Below are 19823 nucleotides of genomic sequence, written 5' to 3'. Positions count from 1 at the left end.
TATAGTCTTTTGTAAAAAGGATATAGGATGATAAAAATAATCTTAACATTATCATTATCAGCCGTTATATCCTCTGCATGGTTCACGATGCCAAAATTTGGTCACACTCATTCGGATTCTAAAAACATAGACGAAAACTTTGTCCGAGATGACAAACAACAAGTAGTCGTAGATAAAAAAAACCATAAAATGTACTATGACTCCACCCCGTGTAAAAAGATGAACTTCACAAGAGCATTAAGTCACTGTAACAACTTAAACTATCTTGGCAAGAGTAATTGGAGAGTTCCTACAAAAAAAGAGGCTAAAAGTTTGTTGGAGCTCTCAAGACCAAACCTAAAATCAAAACATGCATTTGAAAATGCAAAAAGAGATATCTACTGGACATCAACTGAATTTAGGTCTGATAGCGGATGGTATGTTGATTTTAATACGGGCAGATACTCCACGCATGACATTCAAAAGAAACATCGCGTCATCTGTGTCAGAGATATATTAGAAGATTAAATCTTTTTTTACTCTCTCAAATGCAATTTTTGCGTCTCTCTGCGTAACGCCATGCATTAAATCTATATAATAACTGTAAAATAATTTTCCACTTTTAGATATCTGCATACGAAGATAACTTGTTGGAAAGTTTGAAAGAGCCTTTTTATCGCTGTTTTGATTAGAGTTGCAAACGATGCCGCTCTTTAAAGACACTTCAAGCTTTATAGAGCAGGAATCATCAAAAGAGTAGAGTCCATTTAGTGTTTTTTGTACTTCTTCATCAGGTGGAAAAACAACAAGTCTCATGCACTCTATCTTACTTTGTGCAATTTTCTCATCAAAAATATTTACAGTTGCATTGTCACTGCATCCTTGAAAAAAAAGAATCGGCAGTAAGAAAAAACTATATACTAAATGTTTCAAAGTCTAAGATAGAGTCTCTATGTCTACGAGTTCTACGCGAGAGCACTCTTTTTTAAATAGCTTTCTTGCAGTTGCATCTTCTTCAGCCAGAACAAGAATATCTGCAAAATCGTCTTTAGAAACTTCAAAAGTATATAACTCTTTAGAAGTTTCTAAACTCAAAGAAGAGTCTGAGCTCTTTGTTACAAGCTCAATGTTTCGAAAACCTTTGGCAAACTCACTTTTGATTACCTTGGATACTTTCTCATTTAAGAGAAGTTCTTTAAGTGTTACACTTGTATTTAAGTCAGTTTCACATAACACCTTATACGTTACGACTATATTACCATCCATTACAAAAATCCTTTACATCTTATCAGGTGTTAAACCTATTTCTTCCAAATAGTGGCGCAGTTTGGCTATGGAATCTTTAGATAAGTCATTTCTATGTGAAAGCGCCATAATCAATTCCTGTTGGTTGAAAATAAGTCTTGCTTTATTATGTTTAGTTATTTCTACTTCAACACCGTAATGCTCAAGGGCTGCCAAGAGTCTTTTTACATCTATATTTCCGGATACAGGATGTTCAAATATCATCTGTATCTTTGCTTTGTGTTTATGACTCATTTAAATCCTTTTATACTTTTATAAAATAATGAGATGAACTCTTTTCAATATCTAACAACGCCTTATGCAATCTGCTAATAACACCCTTAATATCATCATCTTCATTAAATGCAGTAATTGAAAAATTTGATTTTAGATGCGAGATATTTCCAAATACATTTTGAAGAATTATGCCGTTTAACTTATGAGCATATTTTTCTACGCCGTCTAAATCCGTATTTGGAGCGATGATTACATAGTTTGATTTATCATATTTAATCAATATGTCAGTATTTCTTATTTTTAATTTCAAAAGCTTTGTTATATCATGAAGAATTTTCTTAGAGACCTTATCTTTAAAGATATCATCACTTCTTGCAATGTTAAAGATTCTAAACATCATAACACTGACATTTTGAGAACTTTTATTTATTTTATCTATGTGCATATGAAGAGGTGTGTATTCCTTTAGTTTATCAAGGGCATTCATATGATAAACATCTAAATTATGATAAGAATCAACCGAAGCAAGCTCTTGAATTATTTCAATCAATTCTTCCTTAGTTTTGGACTCTAAATCTATATCTGTGATATCAAACAAAATACCTTCCCCTGTTCATTTCTTGTTTATAGTATATCAGAGTTTATCTAAAGTTCAATATTTTCACCTTTAAAAAGATCCTCTTTTGCACTTAATAATTTTATAATATAATGAGTCTTAAGCTTTAAAAGTTCATCATAAAAAAGATCATTTTCCATGCTTTTAAGAAGATTCAATCTAACATAATTATCTTGAATAGCACCAAATAAGTCTTGTAATCGTTTTAATTTATGAGCATCATAACTAACTGCTTCACCGCTTGAAAAACAGTGTTCATATATCTCAAGAGCATAACGAAACTTTTTAAAATCTTTTCTCAGAGTGTGAAGTTCTCCAAATGATGTATGCATATTAACTTTACTAAATTCCAGATATCTTTTTTTTTGGACATCAGCAATAATTTTATCTGTCTCAATCATATCAATAGCGTATATAAAAAAATCACTCTCTTTTGCAATTGAAGTAAGTATTTCAATATTCTTTTTATATTCTTTGCTTTTTAATGTATCTCTATATGTTTTAAAAACCACCTCTCTTTTTAAAACAATCATATTATAAAGAATATTTTTTAGTTTATCGCTACACATCAATGATTTTATATCAAGCAAGAAGAGATCTATATCCCGCAGTAATGCCGTAGGTTTTAACATCTTTTTTATGAGTTTTGAAAACTCTTTTGAAGACTTGGCATCTATCTCCTTAGCATATATTTCACTGCATGCATAAAGTTTTCTTAGGTTTACACGGTACTGATGAAGAAGCTCAACATCATCGTTTTTAAGTAATTTAGTGTAGATTTCACTGACTGTGAGAACTCTGTGTTCAAACCAACTTCTGAAATCCATACTACTCTCCAAAGATTTGTTATCTTAGTAGTATACAGTTTAATTTATTACTATTTCTTTTTAAAAATAAGCAGTGTCTTATCTTCAGTGTCATAAAGAGAGAAAGTTTGTTTGTCTATAAGTTTCAAGCTTTTAAGGTTTTGAAAGAATTTTATCTTGTGGAAGTATTGGATTATAGTGTCTTGGTGCTTTACGTATTTGTCATCTATCTTCTCAAAAAGAGTAAACTGCGTATGAAGTTCATCGTTTGCAAACTCTGCATCTACGACTAGGAACTCTTTATCGTTCTCGGCACTCATCGTACCCTCAGCGACATCACTGAATCCATAAAGCGTATTTATGTCCGCTATGAAGATTCCATCGTCGTTAAGCTTAGATGCAACGGCTTCTAAAAACTTGGTCAGTGCATCTTTATCCATAAAATTTAAAACATCAAAGATGGCTACAACAGCGTCGTAACTCCCTTGAACATCTGCAACGTCTATGCACTCGGCATCTAAGCCCGCAGCTTTACACTCTTCGACCATAACTGAGCTAAGGTCTACACCTTTACATTTCACGCCGTCACTTATCATGCGTTGCATAAAACCGCCGCGACCGCAGCCTACGTCTAAAAGAGTTTTGATCTTATACTCATCGAGTTCTGAACGGTAAAGGTCGTAAAGTGCCTCTGTCGCCTCTTCGATGCCAAGAAGATGTTCAGCTTTTGCGTAAAGGTCCAGATTTGTCATTAGGCGTTTTGCTCTGCTTTTATGACTTTGTTGATTTTCTCATAAATATCAAGCACTTCATCTTTTTTAGCGATGTAGCTGTTTTTGTTTGCAATCAGGTAAGTAGATGAAGTCATAATGTCTTGAACCACTTCTAATCCGTTTTGCTTCATCGTAGTTCCTGTTTCTACAACATCGACTATCATATCTGCAAGCCCGATAATAGGAGCAAGTTCTATAGAGCCGTAGAGTTTGATGATATCCACTGAAACTGCGCGCTCTTCAAAATAACGCTTAGTGATGTTGACCATCTTAGATGCTACTTTGATGTCTGGTTTGTTAATGTCAAACTTCTCACCCTTTTTCATACCGATGGAGACTTTACAAACACCGCGTCTAAGGTCAAGCAGGCGAATAACATCAAGCCCCTGCTCTTCTAAAGTGTCAAGTCCCACTACGCCGATGTCGGCAGCTTGATGATAAACGTATGTAGCAACATCCTGATTTCTTACAAGTAAAAAACGAAAATTTGGAGTATCCAAAATAAGTTTTCTGTCATCAAACTTAAAACTATCACCGAATATAGTCTCAAATATCTCTAGTGTCTCTTTTGCTATACGACCCTTTGGAAGTGCAACTGTTAGCATAAATCAGCCTTTTTCATTATCTTTTTCATTCCCTTAAATATCAAACTCTCATCTATCTTTGCATCCGGGAAAATTTTTGCAAACTCTTTTGCATCTCCGCCTGTTAAGATTATGTCCATATTATGAGACATAACTTCACTGTATAGTGTTTTGAGGTAACCGTAACTTATGGCATCTTGGGAATTTTTTGGCATTATATCCAAGTCACACTCAAAATTAAATGAATAATCAAGTGCCGATGAAATATTTTTGTATGTTTGATTCATAGCTTTTATGCCCGGATAGATAAAACCACCCTCAAAAACACTTTTCTTTACTATGTCTACAGTCACTGCACTGCCTGCATCTATGATGATGCCGTCTTCAACAGCTTCAGATGCGACTATCCTGTCAACACCCATGGTCTCATAGTATTTAGCCATATCCAGATATTCGCAAAGGTCTATCCAGTTTGGCAAATCTTTTAAAACATTTTTTATTTTTGGATTTACACAGATGTAAAACACCTGCTCTTTTATAGTTACCGGATCAAACTGAGTCACACTCTCTTTAAAGTGAAGTTCTTCTTTTAAAAAATGATATGAAGTGTTGCCTATGTCGCATAAAAGCATTACTGGATTTTCCAGCCTTGGCTTTTAAAAGCCTCTTTTGCTTTTGAACACAGAGGTGCATCTATAAAGATTATCTTGTGCTTGAAGTTATGCCCGCAAAAAATCACCAGTTTTGCATATATCTCTTCAAATTTACGTACATCTTTCATAAGCAGTCTGCTTTTTTGACTTACTGCAAATATTGCCCAGAAGTACCCGCTTGTGTCCGTTGCTTTATATATTTTTATCTTGTTGCGTATTCCTAGTTCTTTAGGAGCAATCTCGAGCATTTTTTTATAAATTTTCCCTTTTTTTCTTAGGGAATCTACTACCATTTGCATATCTATTATATTGCCTTTAAATTAAAACATTATTTTATCAAAACTATACTTCAGATACAAACATATATGCTATAATTCCGACATATGAGAGTAGTACAGAAGAAAATCAAAACAGCGGATTATTATACATTATTGGATTTAGACAGTTTAGCTGTCGGTGATGTCTTGCCTTTTGATATTTTTATAAAAAAAAGCAGTGACTACATTATCATCATAGAAGCGGGTACTCTGTTATCTCAAAAGATGTATGAAAAACTAGAAAAACAAGACACTCTATATATATTTAAAAAAGATAAAGCCAAACTCTCTCTAACATGTGATAGCCTCAAAGATTATATAAAATACAACAAAGATAATCCAGAAAGAAGATTCAAATTCGTACATGACTTAAATACTGAATTATTCAATGATTATCTAGAGAATAAAGATAATAAGATTGATTCAAAATGTGTAAGTTTAATAGTAGAATCTATTATTTATTTAGTACAGTATGATGAAAAATTTATTAAAAACACCATACCGCTGTTTATAAATGAAAATAATATAGCAAATCACTCTTTGCATGTAGCTATTTACGCCGTAAATCTCGGCAATATGCTTAAGCTAAACGACTCAAAACTATTACACTTAGGCATATCCGGTCTTTTACACGATCTAGGTCTTAAAAAGATAAACCCCTCACTTATCAATAAAAACACCAAACTTAATATTGCAGAGATGGAAGAAGTTCACAGACACAGTCAATACAGCGTAGATATAGTTAAACAGAACAATATACATGATCCTTATATCATAGATGCGATAATGCATCATCACGAACAATACGACGGCGGTGGATATCCTGAGAAGTTAAAAGAAGAAGAGATAAGTGTCTTTGCTTCTATTTTATCTATCTGTGATGTTTTTGATGCACTTACTAGTGAAAGACCGCACAGAAAACTATACAGCTCTTTTGAAGCCATCAAGATGATGATAAAAGATGACTCAATGATAAATAAATTTAATCACAAATATCTTCAACTGCTTCTTAAATCACTCTAATCAGTTCATAAAATTAGGATACATCTTTTTAATTATAAAGTATATTTTACAACCCAGACAGTAACTAAAAAATGCTTCGAGCAGAGCACAAAAAAGAAATATAACACTGACTGCTATAGAAAACATATCGATGTTCAGGTTATTGCCTGCTATAAGCAAAAGGATAAAAAACAGACCGAAATACCCTGCCAATCTTTTAGCTCCACCGTCAGTAAACTTATCTTCTAATCTAAAAACTTTTTTAAGCGCCCTTGATATATGAAAAAGCGGTGAGTATTCTTTTTTGCAAAAGAGTCGCATCATAAAATCGAAAAACAAAAAGTACAATATGAAAGTATTAAACGTAACCATGTAAGCAATTAATAACACACTTACATTTAATGCTATAAATCGAGCTATATAACTATCAACGCTTTGAAAGTTTAGGGGACAAGAGTAAGACAAAGTGAATAACCTTTCAGTTTTATATACTGAAATCTTAGTCTTTTATTCTTAAAGTATTATTATTTTAATTTCTTATGTTTTCTTCTATATTTATTTTTATCTTTGAAAACTCTTTATCTACCGCAAAACAGCTTCGCATCGTACATGCCAAATACTCAGAAACCATATCTTTTTTTTTAATCAAAACGTATGGATATTTTATTTTTTTTATCTTTATAAAATCCCTTTTTAGACTCTCTTTATTGTTTTTAATTGTTACGACTCTTTCTTTTTGCATCAAAAAAGCTATGGAAGCTGCAGGAGCATTTGACTGCTCTTTTTCAATCAAGGCATTTTGTGATTCTAATGTTTTTACAGCCAATTTTTCATATCTAAACGATGTTCTAAGAGATGCAAGCTTTAAAATGTTTTGAATCATTCTAGAGAGCGGTGAAGTGTAATATTTATCATTTATATCAGCTTTTATACCTAGTTTATCATCACTATGATACCAGATGCCATCTCTATAAAACTTACGTTTTGCCTCATTTAAAAAATATTCTGCTTTTGATAGTTTATCTTCATCAAATTCTACTTCATATGCCGCCAGTAAAGCTGAGATTAAAAAACTATAATCTTCTAAAAGTCCCAACTGTGTAGGCTTTGTACCGATAAGAGCCTGATGATATAACTCTTCTCTTTCAAACATATATGCTAAAAGAGATTCAAGATGTTCATCTGCTTTTTTTGCATATTTCTTATCAAGGACAGATGCTTTGTAAAGAGCTTCTATCATCATCGCATTCCAAGCCGTATTTATCTTTTTGTCTATAAACGGGTACTCTTTTGTTTTGCGCATCTTAAGAAGTTCTTCTTTGAACTTTTTGAAACCTTTTACCCTGTCGTTTGAAGTAAATCCAAGATGTACTTTTGATTTAAAATTTCCAAACTCATCAAAATAAAAACTCTCTTTCAATGCAGGAGCGTAAGGGTTGTTTTTCAAAGCTTGTTCAATCTCATCCGTTGTAAAAGTGAAATATGTTCCTTCTTCATGATTGGTATCTGCATCTGAAGCACTGTAGTATAATTTATCTTTTACAAACCTCCTATCAAGCATTTCTATACTCTCTTTTACAACATTCCTGTAGAGCTCTTTTTTAGTTGTGAGATATGCTCTCACATAAAGAGGAATCAGTTCAGCCTGATTATAAAGCATCTTCTCAAAATGCGGAATCTCCCAGGCAGCATCTACACTGTAACGAAAAAATCCGCCCTCTACATGGTCGTAAAGTCCGCGCATAGCCATTGCATCTAACATGTCTAAAGATTTCTTCTGCAGTTTTTCATTATTTTTTAAAAGTGCCAGATCCATCATCAGAGCCAACTTTGAAGCCTCTGGAAACTTTTTGTTTCTTCCAAAACCTTCATAAATATCATCATAACTCTCTTGTATTGAACTACTTAAAGTATCTAGGGATATTTTTGCATTGTCATTTTTTATAGTTTTTTGTGCTTTATTCATCAAAGATTCCATATACTCCGCCTCTTTGAGAACATCTTTATAATCATTTTTGTATCTATAGTATATTTTTGGTAAAAGTGTGTCGAGTCCCTCATGAAAATGTTCTTGATTTGCAGGAATATAAGTTCCTATGTAAAATGGTTTTTTCTCATAAGTCAGAAATGCACTAAGAGGCCACCCTCCACTTCTTTTTTTTACTTTTAAATGTAACTGCTGATAGTAACTGTCAAGGTGTGGCATCTCTTCACGGTCTACCTTGACACATACAAAATATTTGTTAAAGAGTTCTGCTATTGCCTTGTTTTCAAATGACTCCTTAGCCATGACATGGCACCAGTGACATGTTGAATAACCGATGGATAGAAATACTGCTTTATTTTGCTTTTTTGCCTTTGCAAAAGCCTCATCACCCCAAGGCATCCAGTTTACTGGGTTTGTTGCATGTTGCTGCAAATACGGAGAGGTCTCACTTAAGAGTTTATTTTTTAAATCCCCGGCTTCTAAAAAGATAAAAAATGTCAATATTATAACTATATACTTCATGTAGATATTCTAACTAAATGTTATAAACAGAGGAAGAAACTCTTTACAGACTGATACGCGAAGCATTTAAGTTTGATAATTTGATTCTAATGTGATATATAAAAAAAGAATATATGTTATAATTAAAACTTAATTTAATTATGATGACGACAAAAAAGGAAAATGAATGAGAAAAATAGTTGGTGTGCTTATTACTGCACTACTGCTAAATGCTTCTGATGTTACTATCTCAAATGCCATCACGCTTGATGAGGCCATAGAAATTTTAAAATCAGAGAACTTAGAGATAAAGACTGCATCGCTAGATGTGGATTCAGCAAAGGCGGAAGTTCAGACCGCTGGTGGCAATCATTGGGGTAAACTTGACTTTATTCAAGACTATGCGAACTCAAATGATGCAGGAAATGTGTTTGGCTTCAAACTGACTTCGAGAGAAGCGAACTTTAATGACTTTGGTTTTGATGAGTTTTTGGCTCAAATGGGTGGACTCCCTGGAAACTCAGCAACACTTTTGGCAACACAGCCAAAAAACTTAAACTACCCGGATGCTAGAAACTTCTTTCAAAGCAAACTAAAATATGAGGTTCCTCTTTTTACAGGCTTTCAAATATCAAGTTATGTCGATATTATGGAGTCTATGACAAAGATGAAAAGACTTGAAAAAGATCAAGTTATCAATGAAAAAATATATCAAACCAGAAAAAGCTTTTACGATATGGCTCTACTTCGTAACTCTACAAAAAACTTAAATACTATTCTTACAAATATTAATACGCTAGAAAACATGACTAAAGAGATGATTGATGTCGGGTATGCAAAAAAAGTGGACTTATTAGAGGTTCAAGCTAAAAAAGGAAACGTACAAAGACTGATTCTTCAGATGGAATCTAACCAAAAACTTTTATATCACTATATTAGTTTTTTACTAAACCAAAAGGTACACAATATTTCTACACCTTCATCTAGTGTTACTATGCCTGAGCTTAGTAACGATGATGTTTTAAACAACAACCTTGATATTCAAAGAGCTTCAACAGGTTTACAAGTCCGTAAAAGCATGGTTAACGTTTCAAAGTCTTCTTACTATCCGATGATAGGTGCTTTTGCAGAAGCTGCTACAGCGGACAATACATTTTTAGGAGATGCTGACGACCACAAAGCATATACGGTAGGTGCAAGACTTACTTGGAACATATTTAACGGTGGAATCGACAGTGCAAAAGTTGAAAAATCACGTATACAACAATTAAAGACAAAAACTCAAGTAGAACTTGCAAAAAAAGGTATCGTGCTTAAAGTAGATAAAATCAGAACTGAGATTAAGACTTATGATGCTGAAATCACATCACTGAAAAAAGAGCTGAATCTTGCAAATGAGATCTATAAAAACTATGAAGGCAGATATAGAGAAAAGCTTGCTTCTATGAGTGATGTAATCATCAAACAATCCCAACAAATTCAAAAAATACTAGAACTGCAAATGGCACAAAACAAAAGAAATGAGCGTATATTCGCATTAGAAAAATTAGCAAACGGAGAAAATAAATAATGAAAAAGTTTTTAATATTAATAGCACTTGGAGCTTCACTGATAGCCGAGATTCTTACACTGTCGGGAAGTGTAATTTCTGATAACCAAAAAATGATTACAAGCCGTTTTATGGGTTTTGTAACAGAGGTAAATGTGAGTGAGGGAGAAAGAGTAGTTAGAGATCAAATTCTTTATACTATTGATTCAAGAGAGATCGATTCTGCAAAAAGACAGTCTGAGCTTAGCCTTCAAATGTACCAGAACCAATACTCAAATGTAAAACTAAACCTAGACAGATACAAAAGACTTCTTGAAAAAGACATGGTTTCCAAGTACGAAGTGGAAAACTTAGAACTTGCGGCATTAAATCTTCAAGATATGATTTCAATAGCAAAAGCAAGACTTAAAGAAGTAGAAAATCAATATAGATATCTTATTATAAAAGCACCGAATGCGGGTGTTGTAGTTGCAAAAAATATAAAAGTAGGTGAGATGGCAATGCCTGGTATGCCTGCAATTATTCTTTCTGATTTAAGCAATCTAAAAATCTCTGCAGAGATTGCTGAGAATGATTTAAGCCGTATTCAACACGGAACTAAAGTTATTGTAAACATCCCGTCATTAAAGGTTAAAACTATCGGAAAAATAACAGCGATAATACCTAGCTCAAACCCGATGACTCACACTTTTAAAATCAAAGTTTCGTTTAAAAGTAATAACAAATCAGTATATCCTGGTATGTATGCAACAGTTGAAATAAACTAAGGTGTCCATATGAATCACGCAAAACCTTATCAACCGACTGACTCAGCCGGCAAGTTAGCAAAAGGGTTTTTAAGAAACCCTCTTACCGTTGTCCTTGGTATATTTTTACTCGCCATTGGATATATGGCATTGATGATTATGCCTCGTGAAGAAAATCCTCAAATGGTTGTCAGCGGGTCTACGGTCATCGTAGCTCTTCCCGGTGCAAGTGCTGCTGAGATACAAAAAGTAATAGTTAAACCGCTGGAGAGAAAACTAAAAGAAGTAAAAGGTGTAGAACATATCTACGGTACTGCTATGGATAATGTAGGTATCGTGAATGCGGCCTTTTATATTGGAGAAGAGAAAGAGGGATCAAATCTTAAAGTTTATGACAAGATTATGCAAAACTCTGATATGTTTCCTAAAGGTGCGATGAACCCTATCATCAAACCATTGGATATTGATGTTGATATTCCTGTCGTATCGGTTGCATTTTACTCAAATAACAAAGATATGAGTAAAACAGAGCTTTATGACAAAGTAAAAAAGATACAACATCATATAAACGGTCTTGACAATGTAGCCGTAACAGAAGTAAAAGGTGGAAATAAGACTCAGTTTAACATAGAAGTTGACCTATACAAACTATCCGGTTACAACCTCTCTATGGGGCAGATTGTCCAAGCAGTTCAATCACTTTCATACAGTGTTCCGGCTGTTAAAAACAGAACTGATGACAACAAAATACTTATGGTCGGCGTAAAAAACGCTATAGAGAGTTCAAAAGATATAGGAAATATTATAATCGCTCAATATATGGGTTCTCCGATATATTTGAACCAAGTGGCAAAAGTGGCAAAATCTTATGATATTCAAAACTTTAAATCAGTTCAAATCAGTGTAAGAGACGATGCCGGAAAATTCAAACCGCTGCAGGATCAAGTTACTCTGACAGTATCAAAACTTCAAGGTACAAATGCGGTTGTTATCGCAGATGCGGTAAAAACAGAACTCGAATCATATAAAGAATATCTAAAAGAAAACGGCATTAGCTACGTTATTACAAGAAACGACGGAGAAAGAGCTAATGAGGCTGTAAACGAACTTGTATTTCACCTTGTGCTCTCAATCGTAATTATTGCTATCTTACTTGCACTTGTTCTTGGATGGAGAGAATCTTTAATCGTTACATTTACGGTTCCTGCTATTTTAGCTATTACACTCTTTGTAGCTTATCTGACCGGTCAGACCATCAATAGGATTACACTCTTTGCATTTTTACTCTCACTTGGACTACTCGTAGATGCGGCTATTATTGTTATTGAAAACATTCACAGACACTATCACTCGATAGAATCACAGCATGAAAACGTAGATGATTTAATGGTAAAAGCGACTGATGAAATCGGACCGCCGACGAATATTGCGACTTTAGCGATTATTATGACTATGGTGCCAATGGCTTTTGTGGGTCAGATGATGGGTCAGTTTATGAAACCGATACCTGCAAACGTTCCTGTAGCTCTTATAGCTTCACTTTTTGTAGCGTATATATTCACACCTTATTTAGCACTTAGAATGCTTAAAAAACCTGATTTTAGTAAAAAAGGAGGTCACTAATGTTTAAAAAATTTGAAGACGCTGTTTTAGTTGGCATCCAGAGTAAGACACAAAGAAGATTCATTTTAATAGCAACACTGATAGCTTTTATACTTTCAGTTCTTATGATAGCTCCGAGTAAAATGGTGTTGGCGAAGATGCTTCCTGGTAAAAATAATGACACATTTAATATCTATGCAACTCTTGCAAATGGAAGCTCGGTTGAGCAGACTAAACATGTAACAGACTGTATAGTCGGATACATCCAAAAAGAAAATGAAGTACTTGATATAGAAGTTTTCTTGGGAATGGGTGCTCCTCTTGATTTTGCGGGACTTATCAAGGGTTCACACTTTAAAAACTCTGAAAACGTTGCAGAGGTTGTTTTAAATCTTACAAAAAAACATGACAGAAGCGAACCTTCTTACATGATGGTTCAACGTATGAGACCTGTTATTATACAAAACTGTGAATCACTATATCCTGATACTGTGGTCTCTTTTGTTGAACCGCCTGCAGGACCTCCTGTTTTGGCAGCCATTGTTGCTGAAGTATACGGTTCTGAGGCAAAAGGCATCAGAGAACTCTCAAATAAAATTGCAGATGTATTTAAGAATACAGACGGTTTAGTAGATGTTGATATTATGCAAGATGAGATATATGATACTTTTGAGGTCAAAGTTGACAGCACGAAAGTATCACTCTCCGGTGTAAGCATCAAACAGTTAAACGATATTCTTTACTTAGCATTTGAAGGTATGCAGATAGCTGTTAAAAACTCTGATGTTTATAATGACCAGATTCCTATATATTTGTCTCTTTCTCAAGACTCAAAAAGATTTACGTCTAAAGATATCAATGCCGTAAAAGCCAAACTGTCATCTTTAAAGCTTATGAACAAAATGGGCATGATGACTCCTGTTACTGAACTTGTAAGCATCTATCCTAAAAAATCAAACCCTCTAATCATGAGTAAAAATCTTCATCAGATGACAAATGTTATGGCGGAGACAGATATGCTTTCTCAGGTTTATCCTCTTATGGATGCAAGAGATGTTATTATTAATACATTTACAGATAAATATGACATAGAAAAGATAGGCCTGTTTAACCTTAAGCTTACAGATAAAGTTACCAAAGAGATTTATAAAATCATTTGGGATGGAGAGATGGAAGTAACACTTGATACTTTTGTTGAGCTTGGTGCCGCATTTATAGCGGCTTTGGTTTTAATCTTTTTACTGATGGTAATCTATTACAAAAGCTATACATTAAGCGGAATCATTCTTTTAGGGTCTTTTCTATCTATCATCGGTGTAATCGTAGGTCACTGGATTATGGATATTTTTACGGCTGATACATTCTTTCTAACAGCGACTTCACTCATTGGGTTTATTGCACTGATAGGAATCAGTTCTCGTAACTCACTTCTTTTAATAGACTTTACAAAATCACTTATGGGTGAAAAAGGTATGCATAAAGCTGAAGCTATCGCTTATGCAACAGCAACCCGTGCTAAGCCTATTTTCCTAACTGCGGCAGCTATTATTCTTGCATCTACACTTCTTGCGGGAGATGCAGTATTTGGCGGTCTTGGTGTTGCTCTTATTTTTGGAACAGTCGCGGCAGTTGTAGCATCTCTAATCGTAGTACCTGTACTTTTATTCCAAGCAGACTTAGAAAAGCACTTCAATTTTCATGAGAAAAAAGCAGTTTCTATCAACGATCCTCTTTAATCTCTTTCTTTTATAACCGGATAGTTAAGCTATCCGGTTAAATATACTCAACGAAAACTCTTCTGTTATCCTGCTTTTTAATCTCTGAAAAATTATCCAGATAGTCCAGATAAGAAATAAGATATTTTCTGCTTAGTGGATGTTTGGCTTTAAAGTTTTGTATATCTATATAGCCATCTTTTTTTATGATATTTTTCATATCATTAAGAAGTCCGCTTAGACTGGCAGAGTGTATGAAAAGGTTATGTTGAAGTCTGATTACCTGCTTTTTGGAACAAAGTAACTTTAATATCTCATCACCCATTTTCCTGTCTATATCTAAATCATCGTAAATGTTGTAAGGAGCAGTCGGAGATATGCTCTCCTCTTCTAAACGTTTCAACACTATCTGCTCTAGCGAGCTTCTAAAGTCTTCTGTAATATCTGCGTTCTTGTATAGATTTCCATCCTTTACTAAAAAGCCTTCATCTACGAGTTCATTTAAAACCAATTTTATAAAACCTTCACTAGCCCACTTTAGTCTTAGTTTGAGTGATGCGTTCGAGAGAAGCGCATAACTGTTTTTAGTATAGATGTTTTTGATATTATCGTAGATAATCCCTTTTGTAGAGATTGGATAAATAATAAGTTCTTTTTCATCTACAAAACAGTTCTCAAGCTCTTTAGCATTTTCCAGTGCTTCTTGATGAGAGAGCGCAAAACGTTGTGCCGATGAGATCAGTCCTAAACCTTTTTTATGTGCATTTAGAAGTATGGAGTAAGCTTTAGGTATATCTCTGTCTTGCAGTGCTTCGAGCAGATGCAGTTTTTGGGACTTTTTCATAGGATCATTTACAGGGTTTAAAACCACCCCTCCCGCTACAGTGAAGTTTCCATCTCTGATAATCAGCTTCTCATCATAGATGCTAAAGATATCTTCATTAGTTTTAATAGATGCAAAACCCTTGCTCAAAGACTCCTCAGAGTTATAAAGCAATACCTTTGCATCTATCTTTCTTGAACCAATGTAGACGGAGTAGTGTCTGTTGTGATGTAGAAGTTTATCTTTTAGCGCACTAAATGAGATATCGATAGAGTCAAAACCTCTAAGATACCCTTTTTTACTTATGACAAAACCTCGTTTTATATTTTTGGCATCTACGTTACTCAGGTTTATAGCTGTACGGTTTGAGATATTTGCACATTCTACATCTGCCCCGTGTACTTGCAGGTTTTTTATTTTAGACTCTTTTTGTATGTCGGAGATAAAAACCTTTTCATTAACTGCTATAGGTTTTCCAAGTACAGTTCCAGTCACAACTGTTCCTGCACCCTTGGCACTAAAAACCCTGTCTACATAGTATCTAAAGAAGTTCTCTTCTATCTTTGTGCTTGCATCCAGATTAAAGAGTCTCTCTTTTAGGCTCTCTATAGAAACCTCATCAAAAATAGAGACGCCCATGCCAAACTTCAAATCAAAGTCATATTTGGATATAAACTCTTCAACTTCGAGTAGTTTTTTCTCCAGCTCACTCTTCTCTATCAAATCTTTTTTTGTGACAACAAGGACTGCATTTTTTACACCAAGCAGATTTAGAATCTCCAGATGCTCTACAGTCTGTGGTTTTATTCCCTCAACTGCACTCACGACTATTAGTACACAGTCAAAGGAAAATGCTCCCGCTATCATATTTTTTACAAGTTTCTCATGTCCCGGAACATCTATGAAAGCTATGTTCTTATCATCTTTAGCAATGTTAGAAAAACTAAGGTCTATAGTTATACCTCGCTCTTTTTCTTCTTTTGTAGTATCACCCTCAAAACCGTTAAATGCTTTGATAAGAGCTGTTTTACCGTGGTCAATGTGTCCGCATGTTCCTATGATGAAGTTAGACATCTGCTATCTCTTTTACTGCGTCTATTATCAGTGGAATCTCACTCTTTTGAATAGCCCTAAAGTCAAGTAAGAACCTGTTATCTTCTATGCGGCCTATTATCTTTCTCTCTCTAAAGAGTCTTTCCATTTTGTTTTGTTTGTAGTTTTTTATCTTGATGGTCAGTGCGATGCTTGGAATGGTTCTGTTTGGCGTAGTGCCGCCGCCTATGACAGTTTTAGTCTCTATTATCTCAGACTCGCATATATCATTTACGGCTTCTTGTAAAGAGAGAGCATTTTCTCTTAGTTCATCTGTAGATGCGAAGAGCATTTTAAGAGTAGGAATCTCATCTATCTTGTTAAGCAAGACTGAGGTTACACTCTCTTCAAGCAGTGCAAGAGTAAGTTTATCTACTCTGAGCATTCGAAGAAGCTGATTCTTTTTTAGTTTAGCAATGTGCTCTTTTTTTCCTACTATGATTCCTGCCTGTACACTTCCTAGAAGCTTATCACCTGAGAAACTGAGAAGGGATGGATTTTCTTGCATATATTTTAGCACTGAGGGTTCATGCTGGTCAAGTCCGTAAGGCAGATCAACAAGATGCCCGCTTCCCATGTCGTAGTAGTCTATAAGATTTTTCTCTCTTGCAAGGTGTATTAGTTCTTTAAATTCGACCTCAGAGCTGAAGCCTTCTATAGAGTAGTTTGACTTGTGTACTTTCATAAGCATCGATGTCTTGTCAGTTATAGCATCTTCGTAGTCTCTTAGATGCGTTTTATTTGTAGCACCTATTTCTATTAGTTTTGCACCACTTTGTTTCATCACTTCGGGGATTCTAAAACTTCCGCCTATCTCTACAAGCTCACCGCGACTTACTATGACCTCTTTTTTCTTTGCAAATGTATTGAGGATTAAAAAGACTGCACTTGCGTTGTTGTTGACTATAAGAACATCTTCGCATCCAAGAAGTCTGCAAATCACATCTGAGATATGAGAGTACCTTTCCCCTCTTTTTCCTTTGGCTAAATCGTATTCGAGATTATTGTAACTAGTTACTACATCTTTTACTTTGTCAAATGTTTTTGCATCTATAAGGCTTCTTCCCAAGTTAGTATGGACTATCACGCCTGTTGCATTTATTAGCTTTTGAAGAGAGGGTTTTGTAAGCTCTGAGTATTTGTGCAACACTGCATCCACCAACTCATCTTCTGTAAAAGATTCCACTTCATTTTTTAAAATGTTTTCTCTTAAATTTTGAAGGACTTCTTGAGTAATGCCTACTACAAGTGACGTAGCTAAATTATCAAATCTCTCATTCTCAACAAACTTGTCTACCTTAGGAATAGATTTTAGTAAAAACATTTTTACCCTTTTTTAGATAGATTTTATCTTTTATATTGTAAACTTCAGTTGTACAAGATTTGGGGGGCATGTGACCCTGGTGGGCACCACAGGCTTCAACCCTGATTGGAGGTGTTTGTGTAAACGCCTCGGGAGGTTCGATTCCTTCGCCTTCTCACCAAACTTAGTATACTATTATCGGTTTATCCCCTCTTGGGATGATAGAACCAATAACCCTCGCGTAACCATAAGTCAAATCTTCAACTCTTTTTATATACTCTGAAGCATCTTTTTCATTCATAGATATTAAAAGTCCACCTGATGTCTGTGCATCACAAAACATTAGTGCGTACTTTTGAGCATCTCCTACAAATTTGACCTTATCTTCCAAATACTTCATATTTCTCTTGGTCCCGCCCGGAACTACATCTTTGTCCGCCAACTCAAAGGCATCTTCCATAACAGGAACACTCTTAGCATCTATGCTAAGAGTAACAGCTTCATTTGTAGACTCGTAAGCATGACCAAGCAGACCAAACCCTGTGACATCGGTACAAGCACTTACTTCATACTCTGAGAGGAGTCTTGACGGCAAGTGGTTAAGAGTCTCCATAACTTTTACGGCTTCAAGGGTAGTCTCTGTTTTGAGCAGATCTCTCTTGATGGCAGTTGTTAAGATACCCATGCCTATAGGTTTCGTAAGCACTAAAACATGTCCTATCTGAGGAGTATTGTTTCTAAGAATTTTACTCGGATGTATCATCCCTGTAACGCTAAGTCCATAATACATCTCAAGTGATTCAATAGTATGTCCGCCGATTAAAACACCGCCACACTCTTTTATCTTCTCATTTCCGCCTTTTAGTATTTCGCTAAGAATTTCATAGTCATGGTTAGTCTTGTCAAAGCCTACGATATTCATGGCAGTCCTAACCTCTGCTCCCATTGCAAAGACATCTGAGAGTGAGTTTGCTGCCGCGATTTTTCCATATATAAACGGGTCATCAACGACAGGTGTAATAAAATCCACGGTTTGGACTAATGCTTCATTCTCATTTATCTTAAAAACAGAAGCATCTTCACTATGTTCAAATCCTACAAGCACATTTTCATTATCTGGTATAAGTGAGCGAATAGTATGTTTTAGATCTCCCGGACCCATCTTCGCTGCTCAACCAGCTGCTTGAACGAACTTAGTTAATTTAGATTCGTTATTCATGTTTTGCCTTAAAGTATTTTATGGGGTAAGTGTAAGAAGTGTAGTAAAAGATTTTATTACATTTATGTACACCTATTCCATAGGATAATGCTATATGTATTCTACTGGTTATAAAATTAAACCAATATTAAAAGAGTAAAAAATATTTTACTATTTAAGTTATTTTTAATATGTATTCCTTTATAGTTATGAGTATAAAGAGCATTTGCCTAAGGTTTAGGCTTGACATAAATAAGTTTGCTAATTTTATGACTCTCACTTAATGCTTCAAAAATATTTTGGAGTTATCATGAAAAAAACGATTATGAGCCTGCTAATGGTTTCAAGTTTGTTTTCACAAACATTTACATTTTCTGCAATCCCCGACCAAGATGAGACAAAACTAAAAGAGCGTTTCTCAAAACTAGCCGTTTATCTCTCACAAAAGTTAGATGTAGATGCCAAGTTTATACCTATTAAATCTTACTCAGCATCTATAGCAGCTTTTAGAAACAAGCAGGTACAACTGGCTTGGTTCGGTGGTTTTAGCGGTGTAAAGGCTAGGCAGATAGTTCCAAACTCTATAGCTATTGCACAAGGTATTCAAGACAAAGAGTTTCGCTCATATATCATAGTAAACACTAAAACAGGTCTAGATTACTCCGATGAGTTTCCACAAGAGATACAAAACAAGACATTTACTTTTGGTTCAAAAGGCTCAACAAGCGGGCGACTGATGCCTGAGTATTTTATACGTGAGCATCTAAGAAAAGCTCCATCAGAAGTTTTTTCTAAAGTCGGTTACTCCGGAAACCATACTAAGACTATAGCTTTGGTTCAAAGCGGAGCTTACCAAGTCGGTGCGGTTAACTTTAAAGTTTGGGACTCAGAACTAAAGAGCGGAAAGATAGACACTTCAAAAGTAAAGATCATCTGGCAAACACCTACTTTTCCCGACTATCAGTTTACGGCTCACGGAGACTTGGATGCTACCTATGGAGATGGTTTTACAAAGAGACTTAAAGAGACTCTGCTAAACCTAAAAGATAAAGATAT

21 protein-coding genes and 1 tRNA gene are annotated in these 19823 nt (G+C 34.8%); 8 read left to right on the top strand and 14 right to left on the bottom strand.

Features of this window, described 5'->3' with window-relative positions; translation table 11 throughout:
* Positions 1–27 precede the first annotated feature (27 nt).
* Complete coding sequence (locus tag ABYK18_RS11045; RefSeq protein WP_373036733.1) at positions 28–507, top strand: DUF1566 domain-containing protein; 480 nt, start codon at positions 28–30, stop codon at positions 505–507.
* Here the strand turns inward: ABYK18_RS11045 and ABYK18_RS11040 are convergent.
* Genes ABYK18_RS11040 through ABYK18_RS11000 form a run of 9 tightly spaced genes read right to left on the bottom strand, consistent with a single transcriptional unit; the run spans position 496 to position 5231 of the window.
* Positions 496–912: a hypothetical protein gene (locus tag ABYK18_RS11040; RefSeq protein ID WP_373036732.1), complete on the bottom strand. Its 417-nt coding sequence runs from the start codon at positions 910–912 to the stop codon at positions 496–498. The two genes, ABYK18_RS11045 and ABYK18_RS11040, sit on opposite strands and share 12 nt — an antisense overlap.
* Positions 913–915: 3 nt before the next feature.
* Positions 916–1245: a hypothetical protein gene (locus tag ABYK18_RS11035; RefSeq protein ID WP_373036731.1), complete on the bottom strand. Its 330-nt coding sequence runs from the start codon at positions 1243–1245 to the stop codon at positions 916–918.
* A 12-nt stretch (positions 1246–1257) separates the two neighbouring features.
* On the bottom strand, positions 1258–1518 hold the full coding sequence (locus tag ABYK18_RS11030) for a hypothetical protein (RefSeq protein ID WP_373036730.1): 261 nt from the start codon (positions 1516–1518) through the stop codon (positions 1258–1260).
* 10 nt (positions 1519–1528) lie between these two features.
* The gene (locus tag ABYK18_RS11025; RefSeq protein WP_373036729.1) at positions 1529–2098 is read right to left on the bottom strand and encodes a diguanylate cyclase domain-containing protein; all 570 of its coding nucleotides are present in this window, start codon (positions 2096–2098) and stop codon (positions 1529–1531) included.
* 47 nt (positions 2099–2145) lie between these two features.
* Entirely contained in the window at positions 2146–2943 is a 798-nt protein-coding gene (locus ABYK18_RS11020) for a CHAD domain-containing protein (protein WP_373036728.1), read from the bottom strand.
* Positions 2944–2993: 50 nt separating this feature from the next.
* Positions 2994–3674: a cyclopropane-fatty-acyl-phospholipid synthase family protein gene (locus tag ABYK18_RS11015; protein WP_373036727.1), complete on the bottom strand. Its 681-nt coding sequence runs from the start codon at positions 3672–3674 to the stop codon at positions 2994–2996.
* A complete protein-coding gene (hisG, locus tag ABYK18_RS11010) occupies positions 3674–4300 on the bottom strand; it encodes an ATP phosphoribosyltransferase (protein WP_373036726.1) in 627 nt (208 codons plus the stop codon). The genes ABYK18_RS11015 and hisG overlap by 1 nt, the downstream gene beginning before the upstream one ends.
* Positions 4294–4911 (bottom strand): type III pantothenate kinase, encoded by a 618-nt coding sequence (locus tag ABYK18_RS11005; RefSeq protein ID WP_373036725.1) that lies wholly within the window; start codon positions 4909–4911, stop codon positions 4294–4296. Before ABYK18_RS11005 ends, hisG begins: the two co-directional genes overlap by 7 nt.
* Positions 4911–5231: a hypothetical protein gene (locus ABYK18_RS11000; protein WP_373036724.1), complete on the bottom strand. Its 321-nt coding sequence runs from the start codon at positions 5229–5231 to the stop codon at positions 4911–4913. The genes ABYK18_RS11005 and ABYK18_RS11000 overlap by 1 nt, the downstream gene beginning before the upstream one ends.
* An 84-nt stretch (positions 5232–5315) precedes the next feature.
* On the opposite strand from ABYK18_RS11000, the gene ABYK18_RS10995 reads away from it, so the two are divergent.
* A complete protein-coding gene (locus ABYK18_RS10995) occupies positions 5316–6272 on the top strand; it encodes an HD-GYP domain-containing protein (protein WP_373036723.1) in 957 nt (318 codons plus the stop codon).
* Here the strand turns inward: ABYK18_RS10995 and ABYK18_RS10990 are convergent, their stop codons facing one another.
* Positions 6273–6716 carry a DUF4395 domain-containing protein gene (locus ABYK18_RS10990; protein WP_373036722.1) on the bottom strand — a complete coding sequence of 148 codons (444 nt, stop codon included), beginning with the start codon at positions 6714–6716 and terminating at the stop codon, positions 6273–6275.
* A gap of 64 nt (positions 6717–6780) precedes the next feature.
* Positions 6781–8760, bottom strand: a complete 1980-nt coding sequence (locus ABYK18_RS10985; RefSeq protein ID WP_373036721.1) for a thioredoxin domain-containing protein — start codon at positions 8758–8760, stop codon at positions 6781–6783.
* Between the two features lie 166 nt (positions 8761–8926).
* Between ABYK18_RS10985 and ABYK18_RS10980 the strand changes: the two genes are divergently transcribed.
* Genes ABYK18_RS10980 through ABYK18_RS10965 form a run of 4 tightly spaced genes read left to right on the top strand, consistent with a single transcriptional unit; the run spans position 8927 to position 14372 of the window.
* Entirely contained in the window at positions 8927–10309 is a 1383-nt protein-coding gene (locus tag ABYK18_RS10980; RefSeq protein WP_373036720.1) for a TolC family protein, read from the top strand.
* A complete protein-coding gene (locus ABYK18_RS10975; RefSeq protein ID WP_373036719.1) occupies positions 10309–11055 on the top strand; it encodes an efflux RND transporter periplasmic adaptor subunit in 747 nt (248 codons plus the stop codon). The genes ABYK18_RS10980 and ABYK18_RS10975 overlap by 1 nt, the downstream gene beginning before the upstream one ends.
* A 9-nt stretch (positions 11056–11064) precedes the next feature.
* Positions 11065–12657, top strand: a complete 1593-nt coding sequence (locus tag ABYK18_RS10970; protein ID WP_373036718.1) for an efflux RND transporter permease subunit — start codon at positions 11065–11067, stop codon at positions 12655–12657.
* Positions 12657–14372 (top strand): efflux RND transporter permease subunit, encoded by a 1716-nt coding sequence (locus tag ABYK18_RS10965; protein WP_373036717.1) that lies wholly within the window; start codon positions 12657–12659, stop codon positions 14370–14372. Before ABYK18_RS10970 ends, ABYK18_RS10965 begins: the two co-directional genes overlap by 1 nt.
* Before the next feature lie 37 nt (positions 14373–14409).
* On the opposite strand, the gene selB is transcribed toward ABYK18_RS10965, so the two are convergent.
* Complete coding sequence (gene selB, locus ABYK18_RS10960) at positions 14410–16248, bottom strand: selenocysteine-specific translation elongation factor (RefSeq protein WP_373036716.1); 1839 nt, start codon at positions 16246–16248, stop codon at positions 14410–14412.
* The gene (gene selA, locus ABYK18_RS10955) at positions 16241–17590 is read right to left on the bottom strand and encodes an L-seryl-tRNA(Sec) selenium transferase (protein WP_373036715.1); all 1350 of its coding nucleotides are present in this window, start codon (positions 17588–17590) and stop codon (positions 16241–16243) included. The genes selB and selA overlap by 8 nt, the downstream gene beginning before the upstream one ends.
* A gap of 61 nt (positions 17591–17651) precedes the next feature.
* Between selA and ABYK18_RS10950 the strand changes: the two genes are divergently transcribed.
* Positions 17652–17750 (top strand) — tRNA-Sec (locus tag ABYK18_RS10950).
* Positions 17751–17753: 3 nt separating this feature from the next.
* Here ABYK18_RS10950 and selD read toward each other — a convergent pair.
* The gene (gene selD / locus ABYK18_RS10945; RefSeq protein ID WP_373036714.1) at positions 17754–18788 is read right to left on the bottom strand and encodes a selenide, water dikinase SelD; all 1035 of its coding nucleotides are present in this window, start codon (positions 18786–18788) and stop codon (positions 17754–17756) included.
* A gap of 289 nt (positions 18789–19077) precedes the next feature.
* Between selD and ABYK18_RS10940 the strand changes: the two genes are divergently transcribed.
* A partial coding sequence (locus tag ABYK18_RS10940) for a putative selenate ABC transporter substrate-binding protein (protein WP_373036713.1) occupies positions 19078–19823 on the top strand: 746 nt, incomplete at its 3' end.

This window comes from Sulfurimonas sp. (genome assembly GCF_041563495.1).
Taxonomy (GTDB): Bacteria; Campylobacterota; Campylobacteria; order Campylobacterales; family Sulfurimonadaceae; genus Sulfurimonas.
This window is presented reverse-complemented; position numbering and strand designations above follow the sequence as displayed.